Genomic DNA, 14,513 nt, shown 5'->3' with positions numbered 1-14,513 from the left:
GTTTATATCATGTTACAAGGGGGGATTAGTAGGCCTAAATGGCGGCAAGTGACAGTATTTAATGGGACCGCTATTGGTTGTGGTCGCAGTTTTGGGGGTATACTGTTTTATTGTTTGTACTATCTTACCACATTTTGGCACAGTCAACCGATAAGCTTAAATAGTTGGCAAATGATATGGCGACAAGTAGGGCAGATAAATGATAATATCACGCATTGTGACGTCGTGTTTTTTTATGCGACTAAAAGATAGATGATTAACCCCATACCTCTTATTGACACGATGTTTACGTGACCACCCTAATAATTTACAATAGCCAGTTATACTTAGCAATGTGACATGTTGCATTATGATTGTAATGATTGAGGAAAAATGATGAACACAAAAACATGGCTTGGTGCCGTTGCAGCAGTTGTTGTCGTTGGTGGTGGCGCTGTTGCCGTGACGGCCGTGAATGGCAGTCAATCAAAGGACAAAAGTATTGTTGTCTATTCTAACTCGTTTAGTAATGGCCGAGGTGAGTGGATTCAACAACAAGCCGCCAAGGCTGGCTTTAAAATTAAGGAAGTTCAGTTAGGCAGTGGGGATCTGGTCAACCGAGTAGTCGCCGAGAAGAATAAGCCAGTTGCTGATGTGATTTACGGCTCTAATCAGTTTGGTTTTGATGAGTTAGCCAACCAAAAATTGCTTAAACCCTACACGGCCAGTTGGGCAAAAGAGGTGCCAACCAGCCAAATTACCGGTAAAGGTTACTATTATCCGACTGACCAAGAAAAGATTGTGTTAGTTGCGAAACCAAACGTAGCAAAATCAGCACTGCCAACGTCTTGGCAAGCGTTGACGACACCAGCATTTGCTGGCCAATATACGGTGCCAGGCAAGGGCACTTTGGGCAGTGGGACGAATCTGATTGTGATTGCGCAAATCTTATCGCCTTATCGTGATGATCATGGCGACCTGGGCGTCAGTGAAGCTGGCTGGACCGCTTTGGCCAATTATTTCAAAAATGGGGTGCAGTTGAAGCCAAATGAACTTTTTGCCCAGCCAGTCAATGATGACCGGGCTAAAATTGGTTACACCTTTTCGTCTGACTTAGCTAATATTCCAAACACGTTTAAATGGCAACCACAGGTGATCACACCAACAGACGGTGTCCCGGTGGCCACGGAGCAGATTGGCTTGGTGAATAAATCTGGCAACACAAAGACGGCCGAAGCGTTTGCTAACTGGTTTGGTAGTGCCAAAGTGCAGGCAGCTTGGGCGAAAAAGTTCCACATTAATACGCTCAACCAGCAAGCACAAACTTCAGTGCCAGCGTTCCAAAAGCAATTAGCCCAACAAGTTAAAATTCATAATATTGATGTCAACTGGTACAACAAATATATTGATCAGTGGGTTGAGAAAATTAACTTGAATGATTTGAAGTAAGGATAGCCAATGAAATTAGCGTTAAATGATGTCACCATTACGTACGGGACGCACGCAGCAGTGCAACATGTGACGATGGCCATCCCAGAAAAGTCTTTTTTTACCTTGCTCGGCCCATCAGGGAGTGGCAAGTCAACCATTATGCGGGCAATTACTGGCTTTAACACCGTGAGCCAAGGCGAAGTCCAATTAGATGGGCAAAATATCACGCACTTTCCGCCGGAAAAACGGGCGATTGGGATGGTGTTTCAAAATTATGCGTTATTTCCCACGATGCGCGTCTATGACAATATTGCGTATGGGTTACGACTCCAAAAGTTGACGAAACAGGCCATTGATGCGCGTGTTAAAGAAGTGGCCGAGATCGTGCAGTTACCTAGTGATAGTTTGGAAAAGGAGATTTCGGCATTATCTGGTGGGCAACAACAGCGTGTTGCCATCGCCCGTTCATTAGCACCAAACCCTAGTTTATTACTACTTGATGAACCGCTCTCTAACTTAGATGCGCGGTTACGAGTGGCGTTGCGCCGTGAACTCAAACGATTACAGAATTTGCTGCAAATGACGATTATTTACGTCACTCACGATCAAAGTGAAGCATTAACGTTGTCTGATCAGATTGCGGTGGTCAATGAAGGGCGTATTGAACAAATTGGGACACCGCAAGCGATTTACCAAACGCCCGCGACAGCGTTTGTCGCGAACTTTATTGGGGATATTAACCGCTTAGGACCGCAACTTGTGACGAATTTAGCCTTAACACTGGCGCCCCAAGCGCAGGCTTATATTCGGCCAGAACACCTCACCTTAGACTCAGGCGATTTTACAATTTCAGGGGTGGTGCGTGAAGTAGAGTATTTTGGTTCGGGGTATCGTTACACGTTGTTAGCGTTAGATACTGAACTCACACTCATCACAGCACCACAAACGTTGTATGCGATCGGGGCAGCGGTGACGGTTTATTTTAATCGCGGTGATGTGGTGGTTGTAGCAGGAGATGAAAATGCGTCAGAATAAATCGTTTCGCGGGCTACTACCACAAATTGTCGTGGGTTGGTTTTTAGTCACATTTGTGTTGTTACCTAATTTTGGCTTGTTACAGCATGTTTTTTGGTCGGGCACCCAGATCACCTGGGCACCCTTTCACAAAATATTCACCTCAGCGATTGCCATGCACGCGCTAGGCAATTCGCTAATTTTAGGGCTGAGTTTAGCAGTTACTGCTAATCTTATTGGGATTTTTATGGCTTTGGTGGTGAGCTATTTTGACATCAAAGGCGCGCGATGGTTACAAGCCGGCTATTTGACGACGATCATTTACAGTGGGATTGTGGTGGCAACGGGTTATCTTTTTGTTTATGGGCGTACGGGCTTTGTCACCCGATGGCTACAGCAAGTTTGGCCGCATTTGTCGCCTGATTGGTTTACAGGTTTTCCCGCGGTGTTGTTTTTGATGACGTTTGCTGCAACGGCTAATCACATGATGTTTTTAACAACGCGTATTCAACAATTGGATTTTCAAACGATTGAAGCGGCGCGCAGTTTGGGTGCTAATCAATGGCAAATTTTAACCCAAATCGTCTTACCGGCGTTAGTGCCGACTTTGACGACGCTCACCATTATGTTATTTAACACGGGATTGGGGGCGATGTCGGCGCCACTGATTTTGGGTGGGGATCATTTTTCGACGATCACACCGACAATTTTGACCTTTACTGGTAATACGGGTACCTATAATTTGGCTGCGGCATTGTCTTTGTTACTGGGTCTGATGCAGGTGGTCTTACTCTTACTTGGTCGCTGGTTAGATCGTCGCAAAAGATATGCTTTTAAGACGAAAGTGCCGGCCCCGATGCGCAAACAAAAGATTCACCAGCCGTTTGTGAATGGTTTGGTGCATGTTGTGGCATACTTAATCTGGTTGATCTTACTCTTGCCGGTTGGGGCGACAATTATTTTTTCATTGACAAGTGCTACGGCGGTAGCAACCGAGAAACTGGGTCAGTTCACTTGGCAAAACTACGTGACGATATTAACGACGCCGGCGACGTTAAATCCAATCATTACCAGTTTAGTCTATGCTACCCTGAGTGCATTGGCTGCGATTTTGATTGGGTTAGTCGTGGCGCGCGCAGTGACGAGACGCCAGTCAGCTGGCCTGGTTAATCAGACACTGGCAGGTGTGATGTATCTCCCTTGGCTATTGCCAGCACCGCTCATTGCGATTGGGTTAATTACGACTTTTGGTTCAGCGCAACTGCTCGTGGGGAATCAAATTTTAACCGGTGGCCTGAGCTTGTTATTGATTGGTTATACCATTACGCGGTTGCCATTTTCGCTACGGTTTTTAGAAAGTCTATTTTATAGCGTCGATGCTAACACTGAAGAAGCGGCGCAAAGCATGGGCGCACCAGCGTTATATCGATTTGGCACGGTGGTGTTACCGCAAATGAAAGCAGGTGTGTTAGCCATTATGGCCATGAATATTTTGGCGCATCTCTCTGACTATGACTTAAGTGTCTTTTTATTTAGCCCATTAGTGCAACCGTTGGGGGTGGCCATCCGGGCCAATACCGATCCGGCCAACGCGGTATCAGGGGATGGAGCAGTCAACGGCTTAGTGGCCAATTTGATTTACAGCGTCATTTTGATGGTCATTGGGGCAATCTTACTGTTGGTCCTGCGGCGTCAGTCTCATCAGATGACATCAAACACATTTTAAATAATCGTTTGACAAATAAAAATATTATGTTAGTATTAACCTGTAATTAAATATATAAATATCTGGGGTGCCAACAGGAAACATCGTTGGCTGAGAAATACCCATTGGACCTGATCAGATTAGAATCTGCGTAGGAAGATATGATTAATAATCGTTTGTATTATTAAGCTGTTTTTTCGCGTGCATTTTAACGTGGGGAACAGCTTTTTTTGTTGCCTAGTGAGGGTGGAAAGGGCACATTATGGTGCAGCGAAACATTGATTACCGACTTTATTTAGTCACGGATCGCTATGATTATTCAGACGATAAGTTTTTGGCTATTATAGCGACCGCTTGTGCCAATGGCGTGACCTTGGTGGAATTGCGCGAAAAATCTGTGAGTTCGCGACGATATTTTGAGTTAGCCGTTGCTGTTAAACAAGTGACGGACCGTTATGATGTGCCACTTATTATCGATGACCGTGTGGACATTTGTCTTGCGGTTGGCGCAGATGGCGTGCATGTCGGCGATAGTGATTTACCTGTTGATGTTGTTCGGCAACTGATCGGACCGGATCGGATATTAGGTGTTTCTGTCAAGGACACCACTCGGGCCAAAGAAGCCCTGGCTCAGGGGGCAGATTATTTTGGCACAGGAGCGATCTATCCCACGAAAACAAAAGTCATCACGAAGCATACGAGTCTGGCAACCCTTCAAGCAATTGCCCAAGCAGTTCCGATTCCAGTGAATGCTATTGGTGGCATCAAAACCCACAATATCACCAATTTAGCAGGCACGGGCATTGCTGGCGTTTGTGTGGTGAGTGAAATTATGCAGGCAGCCGATGTTGCAAGTAAAGTGAGACAGCTACGACGGGCGGTCGAAATGCTTGTGTGATATGAAGCATGGCTGACAAGATAGTATGTCATCAAGAAAGTAGGAGAAATATGATAACGGTCAATGGTAAACAGACAGACAATCTCGTGGGGCGTACGATTCGTGCGTTATTAGGTGAGTTATCACTTGAAGACACGCGAGTTGTCGTTGAACGCAATGGGCAAATTGTTGCGCGTGACGCCTATGAGACAACGCTACTTGTCGATCAAGATGAAATCGAAGTGATTTCATTTGTCGGTGGGGGTTGAGAGGAAGAAAACATGACAGAGATAAAAATTGACAATGTCGCCGTGACAACGGCAGTCGCAGAAATGAAGCATCGTAATGTCGCCGGTACAGCGCGCTTAGCATCGGCTCATGTGGTGATTGCAGGGGCCGGTGGTTTGGGGTCAAACATTGCGATTGCATTAGCGCGGTCAGGGGTTGGGCATTTGACACTCATTGACTTTGACGTGGTGGATTATACGAATTTGAATCGCCAACAATATAAGGTGAGTCAAGTGGAGATGCCAAAAGTCTTAGCGCTCAAGCAAAACATCTTAGAATTTAATCCGTTTATCACGATTGATACTTTGCAAACGCGGGTGACTTATGACAATGTGGTCACGTTATGCCAATCAGCGGATGTGATGTGTGAGGCATTTGATAATCCTGAGAGTAAAGCGATTCTGCTACAAGCTGCCAGTGATCTACTGCCCGATAAACCACTCGTCATGGGTAATGGCATGGCTGGGTTACATAGTGCGAATACGATTCGCACCAAGCAGATCAGAAATAACGTGTATATTTGCGGGGATGGTGAGAGCCAAGGTGTTGAAGGGCTGATGGCACCACGTGTGATTATTTGTGCGGGGCATCAGGCCAATCTTATTTTACAATTACTAGTTGATCAGGTTCGGATTTAAAAAAGAGGATAAAAATGACAAACGATGATAATTTAATGATTGCCGGACATACGTTTAGTTCGCGGTTCATACTGGGTTCGGGCAAGTATTCTTACGACTTAATCGATGCGGCGATCCATGATGCGGGTGCCCAAATTATTACAATGGCCTTGCGGCGTACCGCAGAAGCAGCCGAAAATATTTTGGATTATATTCCAGCGGGTGTGACCATTTTGCCAAATACTTCCGGGTGTGTTGACGCTAAAGAAGCGGTACGAATGGCTCGGCTTGCTCGGGAATTGAGTGGTAGTTCGTTTATTAAACTCGAAGTCATCCCCGATAAAAAATACTTGATGCCAGATAACTATGAAACGTTAAAAGCCACAGAAATCCTAGCAAACAAAGGTTTTATTGTGATGCCATACATGTTGCCTGATTTAAATGTGGCCCGCCAGTTGGTTGATGCGGGGGCAGCAACGGTCATGCCATTGGGCTCACCCATTGGCACTAATAGAGGGTTAGCCAATAAGGATTTGATTCAAATCTTAATTGATGAAATCTCGGTGCCCGTCATTATTGATGCCGGCATTGGGCGTCCCAGTCAGGCAGCTGAAGCAATGGAAATGGGTGCAGACGCTATTATGGCCAATACTGCAATGGCCACAGCGGGTGATATCCCATTGATGTCAGAAGCCTTTAAGCTCGCCATTGCGGCTGGCCGCAAAGCATATTTGGCAAAACCAGGCCGCGTGTTGTCTGGGGCAGCTGAGCCTTCATCGCCACTGACGGGCATTAGTCGGGTGACGTCATGATGGCAACGCAAAAAGTTGCCAGTTGGCCGAAGGTACTCGCGCTTAATTTTCTCGGTTGGGTCTTTATTTATGCCGATCGGACGGTACTTAATCCTGCGATGCCAAGCATTCAGAAAGTATTTCAGTTAGACAACGTGGCGTTGGGCGCCATTTCCTCGGTTTTTTTTTAACCTACACGCTCACCCAAATTCCATTTTCGCGGTTAGCAGATCGTGTCGCGGCTAAGTGGGTCATTGGCTGGGGGTGTATCTTCTTTGGTGTGGCGACCATATTTTCGGGTTTAGCGAGCACTTTTGGCTACTTTCTGATCTTACGGGCATTGGTTGGGATTGGAGAAGGGACGTTTTATGGGGCGTCATTTGGTTTGTCGTCGCAAGCCATTCCAGAAAAGTATCTCACGCTCGGTCTTGCTGTGATTAATGTGGGGCAAGCGGTAGGGCAAATATTAGGGACGACCTTAGCCAGTATGCTGGTGTTACAATACCACCATGCTTGGGGAGAACCATTTGTCATTGTCGGGATACCGACCGTGCTGGTGGGCTGCTGGTATCTTATCACGCGTTTCAAAACGGCCACGCCTCGCGATGCCACGGCAATTTTTGGCAAAATTGACCGACAAACGTTGTTTCAACCCCGACTGGTTGGTGTGTATGTGATGTTGTTTGCGTCGATTTATGGCCAGATAACGTTGTTGACTTGGCTACCATTATTTTTGACGAATCAGCGCCATTTAACAGGACAAGCGGTGAGCTTGTTGACGATGATAGTCCCGTTGTTGGCTTTGCCGAGTGCTTTAATATTTGCACGACTGAACGACCGCTATCGGCAAACACAACGCCTACTAGGGAGCTTAGTGTGCATTGCTGCGCTGAGTTTAGTTGGGATTGTGTTGGTCAAAGATGCACGTTGGTTAATGGTCACATTAATCATTTATGGCGTAACTGGGAAAATGGCAATTGACCCGTTGTTACTTTATACCGTTAAAAAATATGCCAACCAGCAGCAGTTAGCCACGACATTTGGGGTGTACAATTTTTTTGGCATGTTGGGGTCAATCTTAGCGCCAGTCATCACAGGTTGGTTTATGGATATGACCGGGGATATGTGGCCAGGGTTTTTAGTGGCTGCGTTGCTCCTGATGGTTGGCCTGGGGTGTTTGACAATAGGAATTTTAAATGAGCAGAGACAATCATGACAATGTTATCGCCCTACTTGCCACATTCAAACACTATGGGGAGACTGCGACAGGTGGCCTGACACGATTAGTGTATGATGCCCACTGGTTACAGGCACAGCAAGCATTTATTGTACAGGCAAAAGCCTATGGACTCACCTGTTTTATTGATCCAATGGGTACGGTGTATGCCACGACACCCACACGGAATGCAGATGAACCAGTCATTCTAACAGGGTCACACATGGACACCGTGATTAACGGTGGTGGCCTAGATGGTCAGTATGGTGTTTTAGCTAGCTTGGTGGCTGTCGGTGAATTGTTGGCGCAATACGGCCCACCGCAAAAGCCGCTTGGCGTAGTCGCCTTTTCTGAAGAGGAAGGTTCCCGATTTCCGACAACCTTTTCAGGATCGCGCTGGTTAACGCAGCAATTTAATGGGCAGGACAACAAGCTACGGGATACACAGGGGGTCACTTTTGATGCGGCACGTCAGCAGGCCGTGGCACAGCTTGCCACGCTTGTCCCGATGAGAACTACGCCAATAGCGTTAGCGGCTTATCTTGAGTTGCACATTGAACAGGGCAACATCCTCAATGCGCGGGGGGATGAATTAGGCCTGGTGACGGCGATTGTCGGGCAACGACGGTTGGCAATTACGCTTACTGGTGTCAGCAATCACGCCGGTACAACGCCGATGATTGGTCGTGTTGATGCGGTCGCCCAAGCCGTTGCCTTAATGCATGAGTTGTACCAGCAATTGCCGAAGTTTGACGGGCTACGTTACACCATCGGGCAAATCATGGTTTCGCCGAACACGGCGAACGTGATTGCTGATGCTGTCCAATTTTCGCTTGATATACGGCACGAACAACAAGCGCTTCTTGATGAAGTCACGCGATTTGTCATGGCGCAAGTAGCGGCCGGCGGTGGTAAGGCGTGTCTGACAACTGATATTTCAGCAACACCACTGTCATCGGTCTTACTGGAAAAGGCAGCGCAGACCGCAGCGCAACAGCACGTCCGAGTGCACAAAATGATTTCTGGCGCGGGGCATGATGCGCAAGTGATTGCCCAAAGTGGGGTACCAGTCGCGTTGTTATTTGTACCCAGTGATCAAGGCATTAGTCATGCGCCAGCAGAAGCGACGGCGGACCAACAGTTAATCCAAGGGCAGGCCATTTTACAAGCGTTGTTGTATCAGCTGGGCTACCAGTCGTCGTGAGATTTAGCACCAAAAAAGACACCAAGTGATAGACTTGGTGTCTTTTTAATTGATCTAACTATGATAGATGGCCACTTGTTTGTTGGACCACTTGTGCCGCTAGCTGATTGCCGAGTACCACCGCTGCATCAATGGACCAGCCGCGTTGCAGTCCGGTGAGAACACCGGCACAATGCGTATCTCCAGCACCAATCGTATTGACTACTGGAACAACGGCGCTTGGGAGATGACGTTTGCCAGTCTGATCAAAAATATAGGTGCCATTGGCGCCATCAGTCACCACCACCGGGGTTTGGGTACGTTGGAAAATATCGACCAGTTGGGCATCAAACTGGGTAGCGCTGCTTAAATAGGCCAGTTCATCGCGATTACAATGAATTAATGTGTGTGGTTGTAATAAGCGTGCGAGGATGCTGGGCTGTAAGTACTGAACGCGTGGTGAAGCGTCAAAAAGTAGCACGTGATCGGCAGGTAGCTGTCTTAATGCAGTTAAGATGACATCAGCTGCTGCTGCATTTTCGAGTTCATAGCCACTGAGATAACAGTAGCGATAGTGTGCCATTGTCAATTCTTGGAACCACTCGGCTTGCCAGTGTTGTTCAATGCCTGTCATGGTGACGAAAGCCCGTTCACCGTCTGGTTGTACCAAACACAAGTCCCAACCATTATCTGCGGTGGTTGGTTGACAAAGCAGTGGGATTTGCCGTTGCTTAAAATCTTGCCGAATCTTATCGGCATAAGGGCCTTGCCCGATAGGCGCTAACAAGGTGATGGGAGCGTGTTGGGTCACACCAGCCAGATAGACATTATACGCACAGCCCCCCATGCTGGTGGTGGCTAAATGCCCACTGACATCAGCACCAGCCAGTGGCAGTTGGGGGACATCGATGATGACATCGACAAAGATTGCACCAATCACCAAGATGTTATTTAACACGTCAATTGCGCTCCTTTTTTTGAAAAAGTGAAGCTACGAGGAGCACCACGATAGCGGCCAAACCAGAAACAAAGACCGCCAGACTACTATTATGGGTAAAGATACTATGGGCAAAGGGCCCGCGATAAACACTGTTACTCGTAAATAAGAACCCAAAAATCGTGGCAATCACCCAGGCAGCAATGCCGGCCCAATTATAATGTACTGGGGATGTTGGCTTGAGTAGATTCAAATCATAACCATCTCGTCGGTTTAAAACAGCGTCCGTCAAGAAAATAGCGACCCAGGATGCCAGGCAAATCCCAAGAAAATTCAAGAAAAGTTCAAAGTTTGTCAGAAAGTTGCCGGAAATAAATAAGATATAAACGGCAATCGTCAAAATCACGATACTATGTCCAATGAGGGACCGCTTTTGTGTGAGTTGAATCCCCATAGTTGCTAAATTGATGCGTGCTGACCGAAATGAAACCAGACATTGTGGCACCAATCCACCAGCAGCCACTAAGAAATAAATGGGACCCAACCAGGTGGGCAACGACCCATACATGGCTTGATAGGGGTCATTGGCAGTGGCTAAATGAGGTGAAACTGTACTTAGAAAAATACCGCCAACCATTAAAATAAACAAGGGAATGCCAGCACCAAGGGTTGTTTGCCAAAAAGTCGCAGCCGGCTTGGTTTCGGGTCGGACATAAGCCCCCCAATCAGCAGCAGCCATTGACCAAGAGATACTAGAACCAGCGGCAATAAAAGCCACGGCCGGCAAGAAACCAGCAAGCCAACTCCCGGCAGGCATAGCAAAGACTTTCTGCCAGTCAGAATGCATGAAAAAGAGCGCTAAAATGACCAGGGTAAGTAAACCAAACACCCAACTAATCAGGGTCTGCACGGTGGCTAGCGTGGCTTCTTTTAATGTGCCAGATAGAATCACAAAGCTCGCAAAGATGATGAGACTGATGAGGACAATCAACGGGCTTTTTTTAATCGCTAAGGTCTGAAACATCGTTGTCAGTAGTAAGGTGCCTGTAATCACATTAATGGCTAACCAGCCAATCATATTAAACCAAGCCATCACGTTAGGGATACGATTGCCAAAAACACCAAAGGCTGCACGGCTTAACTTAAAGGTGGTCACGCCTTCGCGCTGCCCCACCACAGCCACCCAACCTGGAATGGCAAAAGTGAGCGCGCCGACGAGTGCAGCTAAAATGAGTTGTACAAAGGATAAGTGGTAGCCGACAATAATGGCCCCGTAGACCACCCCCATGATGCCAATATTGGCTGCGAACCAGTTATAAAATAATTTGCCAGAAGTCAGCGTCTTGTCAGATGTTGGGATTTTGATATCTGCTGTTGTCATGATTTTGTTGCGTCTCCTTGTGATGGTTTGGTTGATGCCTGAAAGTGGCCGATGTGTGCCGCAAGGGCATGAATATCATATTCAAAATTATGTGCATCGATGACGACTGGCCATTCAGGTGGGATACTGGTGTAACCATATTTGGCGCCACAAATGGCCGTTGCCATCGCCCCAATCGTATCTGTATCACCACCCAAATTCGCACAGAGGTAGGCACATTTTTTAACATCTTGGGCATAATAAGCGATGGCAACGGCAGCTGGAATACTCTCAGAAGCCATTGTCCCGGTGCCAATAATGGTGTAGATGGCTGTACTAAAGCGCTGGTCATCATTGGCATATTGCCGGGCGAAGCGCAGACCGAGTTGTAAACGCGCATTATTGTCGGCGGCCCAAGTTGGCGCACCCAATAATTTACCTTGCGCGCTGGCTTGCATGGCAAATTGCATGATATCGTCCCATGCATAATCCGCCATCGCCGCGGTGACGGCACCAGCAATCATGGCTGCGCCGCTGATGGCAACGTCACTCGCATGTGTCACTCGAGTAATTTGTGCCACCATGGCCACCAATTGGTCTAAGTCATTTGGTGTATAGCAGGCCCCAATGGGGGCAATTCGCATCCCACAGCCGTTCGTGATCGCTTGTTGGGTCACGGTATCGGGAGATTGCTTAGCCTGAATTAAGCGTAGCGCTGCTTTAGAACTAGGGCCTAGAATGTTACGTTGCCAAGCATCGGCGCGGTCGGCCCAGTTTAGCAGGTGGTCGGCGATGACTTGTTGATCCGGTTGCCAGTCGGTTGCAATTAAAGCCTCGAGAATGGCAAAAGCTTGCGCAGTGTCATCTGTGTATTCGCCTGCTTGATAATAACGTGCCACGATATTATCCTGTGGCCCATCGAGAAAAGTGGTAATGGGTTGTTTAAAAGTTTGGCGAATACGTTCAATTGGCCATAGTTCACTGGGCATTCCCATCGCATCCCCAATAGCTTGACCGTATAAGGTGCCCAATATTTTATCTTGATTGCTCATTTTTACGCCCCTAGTTGTCTGCTGAATGAATGAGATTAAAACTGATGTCCATGTTGACAACAGTATTTGTGAGGTAGCCCAGAGAAATGGCAGTCACGTTAGACCCACGAAACTGAGGGAGGTTGGATAAGGTGATGCCGCCAGAAGCTTCTGTCTGGATGTTACTTGGGGTTAATGTTGCCCAGTAAGCCGCCGTTTCAGGGGTTTGGTTATCAAACATAATGATGTCAACGTTGGCCGCAATCGCTGCTTGCAATTCGTTTAAGGTGCGGACTTCGACTTCAATACGTTTTGATGGGCCAATGGCAGTTCTCAGTATTTGAACTGCTTCTGGCAGGTCGGTAATGGTGGCCAGATGGTTATCTTTGAGCATGGCCAGATCAAAAAGGCCCATGCGATGATTGACCCCACCGCCACAACGAACGGCATACTTATCAAATAGCCGTAATCCGGGTGCTGTCTTACGTGTATCTAAAATTTGAATTGTGGGGTCGTTCAGTGCGGCCACTGCTTGCTGCGTTGCGGTGGCAATCCCACTCATGCGCTGCATTAAGTTGAGTGCCGTGCGCTCAATTTTTAATAAGTGCGCCACGTCACCAGTGATTGTGGCAAGGGTGGTGCCAGCGGCAACCATTTCACCATCAGCGACTGCTGGCTGGTATACCAAGTCGTCTGTTTCAAGGATTCGGCAAAGGAATGCCGGTAGCGCGATCCCAGCGACAACACCAGCTGTTTTTGCCGTGAACGTGCCGACAACGCGGCGCGGCGTCAAAATACTGTCGGTGAGATCACCGGTACCGACATCTTCTGTTAGAAAGGTGGCTAATTGCTCACGAACAATATCATAGGTCAATGGCATGAGCGTCACCTGAATCAGGGTTGGGAACACCGATAATGAGCACCACAATGGCGATTAAGAGTAGGCCAACAAAAAGACCAAAAACACCACTGATGCCGAATTTCAAATCGAGTAACCATCCCACCATAAAGGGACCAATGGTCGCACCGAGCCGACCAACGGACTGGGCAGCACCCATGGCTGTACCACGAATGGCTTGGGGGAATAAACTGGGGGTGATGGCAATTAAAATACCCCAAGCGCCTAAATCAAAAAATGATAGGCCCGCCCCAGAGATAAGAATCACAGTGGTTTGATTTGCTAAACCAAAGACAAGGCTGGTCACAATGGTGCCAAGAATATAAACCGTGAGCAGCTTTTTCAGGCTGACTTTGGCGATGAGATAAGCAGCTAAGTAGTAGCCAGGTAATTGCGCAATACTCATGGCTAACGTATAGCCTAGTGAATGGACAATTGAGAAACCGCGTAGCACCAACACACTAGGTAACCATAAGAAAATGCCGTAGTAGGTCAGCATGACAATGAACCAAATGAGGCTAACCATCATAAAACGCTTTTTATAATTTGGTGACATTAACGTGCTAAAAGTCGGGGTCACGGTTGGTGTTTTCGCGCTATCATCTGGGAGATGTTGCCGCAAGACGAAGGCGTAGGCCGCTAAGAAAGCTGTCAATATGGCTGCAACACGCCAACCAAAATGCGGAATGACGAGAAAAGCTAGCAGCGAGGCAATAATCCAGCCGTATGCCCAAAAGCTGTCAGCTAGGACCAACATTTTTGAGCGACGTTGTCCAACATTTCGGTCAGCAATGAGCGCTGCTGCTACAGGCAATTCACCCCCTAAACCAATGCCTGTGATGAACCGAATTAGCATAAACCAAGTGATGTTGGGGGCAAAGGCTAAGGCAAAGTTACTGAGCGAGAAGAGGACCAAAGTCCAAGTGAGTACGCGCTTACGGCCAAAGCGGTCTGAAAATTTACCGCACAACAAAGCGCCGATCATCATACCAATCGACGTCACTGCGCCAACAAAGCCGAGTTGGGTTTCGTTAAGCGACCATTGGGTCTTGAGTAGTGGCATCATAAACGACAATAAAGCGACATCCAATGCGTCAATCATCCAGGCGGTGCCGACGATGAGTAACAGACGTTTAGATTTGTCCATGACAAAATCTCCTTCCGTTTAATAAAAGTATTTTTTACT

At 47.5% G+C, this 14,513-nt stretch carries 15 protein-coding genes and 1 riboswitch; of the genes, 10 read left to right on the top strand and 5 right to left on the bottom strand.

All coding sequences use genetic code 11. The features are described 5' to 3' along the window. The first annotated feature begins 372 nt into the window (after positions 1-372). From HF966_RS04665 to HF966_RS04625, 10 genes are all read left to right on the top strand, one after another. Complete coding sequence (locus HF966_RS04665) at positions 373-1,428, top strand: extracellular solute-binding protein (protein ID WP_246586660.1); 1,056 nt, start codon at positions 373-375, stop codon at positions 1,426-1,428. A 9-nt stretch (positions 1,429-1,437) separates the two neighbouring features. Next, positions 1,438-2,445 (top strand): ABC transporter ATP-binding protein, encoded by a 1,008-nt coding sequence (locus HF966_RS04660; RefSeq protein ID WP_168676671.1) that lies wholly within the window; start codon positions 1,438-1,440, stop codon positions 2,443-2,445. Beyond that, positions 2,432-4,150 carry an ABC transporter permease gene (locus tag HF966_RS04655; protein WP_168676669.1) on the top strand — a complete coding sequence of 573 codons (1,719 nt, stop codon included), beginning with the start codon at positions 2,432-2,434 and terminating at the stop codon, positions 4,148-4,150. Before HF966_RS04660 ends, HF966_RS04655 begins: the two co-directional genes overlap by 14 nt. 53 nt (positions 4,151-4,203) lie before the next feature. Then, positions 4,204-4,304: riboswitch (TPP riboswitch) on the top strand. Positions 4,305-4,391: 87 nt separating this feature from the next. Further along, a complete protein-coding gene (gene thiE, locus HF966_RS04650) occupies positions 4,392-5,027 on the top strand; it encodes a thiamine phosphate synthase (RefSeq protein ID WP_168676668.1) in 636 nt (211 codons plus the stop codon). A gap of 50 nt (positions 5,028-5,077) precedes the next feature. Beyond that, complete coding sequence (thiS, locus tag HF966_RS04645) at positions 5,078-5,275, top strand: sulfur carrier protein ThiS (protein ID WP_168676667.1); 198 nt, start codon at positions 5,078-5,080, stop codon at positions 5,273-5,275. Between the two features lie 12 nt (positions 5,276-5,287). Continuing rightward, a complete protein-coding gene (gene thiF / locus HF966_RS04640; protein ID WP_168676665.1) occupies positions 5,288-5,932 on the top strand; it encodes a sulfur carrier protein ThiS adenylyltransferase ThiF in 645 nt (214 codons plus the stop codon). 14 nt (positions 5,933-5,946) lie between these two features. Further along, positions 5,947-6,723, top strand: coding sequence for a thiazole synthase (locus HF966_RS04635; RefSeq protein ID WP_168676664.1), 777 nt, complete (start codon positions 5,947-5,949; stop codon positions 6,721-6,723). Beyond that, positions 6,720-6,893, top strand: a complete 174-nt coding sequence (locus HF966_RS08880; RefSeq protein WP_246586661.1) for a hypothetical protein — start codon at positions 6,720-6,722, stop codon at positions 6,891-6,893. The genes HF966_RS04635 and HF966_RS08880 overlap by 4 nt, the downstream gene beginning before the upstream one ends. Further along, positions 6,842-7,918 carry an MFS transporter gene (locus HF966_RS04630; RefSeq protein ID WP_345719091.1) on the top strand — a complete coding sequence of 359 codons (1,077 nt, stop codon included), beginning with the start codon at positions 6,842-6,844 and terminating at the stop codon, positions 7,916-7,918. Before HF966_RS08880 ends, HF966_RS04630 begins: the two co-directional genes overlap by 52 nt. Beyond that, positions 7,899-9,122, top strand: a complete 1,224-nt coding sequence (locus HF966_RS04625; RefSeq protein WP_168676663.1) for a Zn-dependent hydrolase — start codon at positions 7,899-7,901, stop codon at positions 9,120-9,122. Before HF966_RS04630 ends, HF966_RS04625 begins: the two co-directional genes overlap by 20 nt. A 58-nt stretch (positions 9,123-9,180) precedes the next feature. On the opposite strand, the gene HF966_RS04620 is transcribed toward HF966_RS04625, so the two are convergent. Genes HF966_RS04620 through HF966_RS04600 form a run of 5 tightly spaced genes read right to left on the bottom strand, consistent with a single transcriptional unit; the run spans position 9,181 to position 14,474 of the window. After that, the gene (locus HF966_RS04620; protein ID WP_168676662.1) at positions 9,181-10,059 is read right to left on the bottom strand and encodes a PfkB family carbohydrate kinase; all 879 of its coding nucleotides are present in this window, start codon (positions 10,057-10,059) and stop codon (positions 9,181-9,183) included. Between the two features lies 1 nt (position 10,060). After that, positions 10,061-11,419 (bottom strand): purine-cytosine permease family protein, encoded by a 1,359-nt coding sequence (locus HF966_RS04615; protein WP_168676660.1) that lies wholly within the window; start codon positions 11,417-11,419, stop codon positions 10,061-10,063. Beyond that, on the bottom strand, positions 11,416-12,450 hold the full coding sequence (locus HF966_RS04610; protein WP_168676659.1) for an ADP-ribosylglycohydrolase family protein: 1,035 nt from the start codon (positions 12,448-12,450) through the stop codon (positions 11,416-11,418). Before HF966_RS04610 ends, HF966_RS04615 begins: the two co-directional genes overlap by 4 nt. A 10-nt stretch (positions 12,451-12,460) precedes the next feature. Continuing rightward, a complete protein-coding gene (gene nadC / locus HF966_RS04605) occupies positions 12,461-13,309 on the bottom strand; it encodes a carboxylating nicotinate-nucleotide diphosphorylase (RefSeq protein WP_168676657.1) in 849 nt (282 codons plus the stop codon). Then, positions 13,293-14,474, bottom strand: coding sequence for an MFS transporter (locus tag HF966_RS04600; protein ID WP_168676656.1), 1,182 nt, complete (start codon positions 14,472-14,474; stop codon positions 13,293-13,295). The genes nadC and HF966_RS04600 overlap by 17 nt, the downstream gene beginning before the upstream one ends. Positions 14,475-14,513: the final 39 nt, after the last annotated feature.

It is taken from the genome of Leuconostoc holzapfelii (genome assembly GCF_012396485.1).
In the GTDB taxonomy this organism is placed as follows: domain Bacteria; phylum Bacillota; class Bacilli; order Lactobacillales; family Lactobacillaceae; genus Leuconostoc; species Leuconostoc holzapfelii.
Note: the sequence above shows the minus strand (reverse complement) of the source record. Positions and strands in the feature narration are given on the sequence as shown.

Coding starts and splice junctions, on each gene's coding strand:
- HF966_RS04665 (WP_246586660.1), top strand. CDS start 373: ATGATGAACACAAAAACATGGCTTGGTGCCGTTGCAGCAGTTGTTGTC.
- HF966_RS04660 (WP_168676671.1), top strand. CDS start 1,438: ATGAAATTAGCGTTAAATGATGTCACCATTACGTACGGGACGCACGCA.
- HF966_RS04655 (WP_168676669.1), top strand. CDS start 2,432: ATGCGTCAGAATAAATCGTTTCGCGGGCTACTACCACAAATTGTCGTG.
- thiE (WP_168676668.1), top strand. CDS start 4,392: ATGGTGCAGCGAAACATTGATTACCGACTTTATTTAGTCACGGATCGC.
- thiS (WP_168676667.1), top strand. CDS start 5,078: ATGATAACGGTCAATGGTAAACAGACAGACAATCTCGTGGGGCGTACG.
- thiF (WP_168676665.1), top strand. CDS start 5,288: ATGACAGAGATAAAAATTGACAATGTCGCCGTGACAACGGCAGTCGCA.
- HF966_RS04635 (WP_168676664.1), top strand. CDS start 5,947: ATGACAAACGATGATAATTTAATGATTGCCGGACATACGTTTAGTTCG.
- HF966_RS08880 (WP_246586661.1), top strand. CDS start 6,720: ATGATGGCAACGCAAAAAGTTGCCAGTTGGCCGAAGGTACTCGCGCTT.
- HF966_RS04625 (WP_168676663.1), top strand. CDS start 7,899: ATGAGCAGAGACAATCATGACAATGTTATCGCCCTACTTGCCACATTC.
- HF966_RS04615 (WP_168676660.1), bottom strand. CDS start 11,419: ATGACAACAGCAGATATCAAAATCCCAACATCTGACAAGACGCTGACT.
- HF966_RS04610 (WP_168676659.1), bottom strand. CDS start 12,450: ATGAGCAATCAAGATAAAATATTGGGCACCTTATACGGTCAAGCTATT.
- nadC (WP_168676657.1), bottom strand. CDS start 13,309: ATGCCATTGACCTATGATATTGTTCGTGAGCAATTAGCCACCTTTCTA.
- HF966_RS04600 (WP_168676656.1), bottom strand. CDS start 14,474: ATGGACAAATCTAAACGTCTGTTACTCATCGTCGGCACCGCCTGGATG.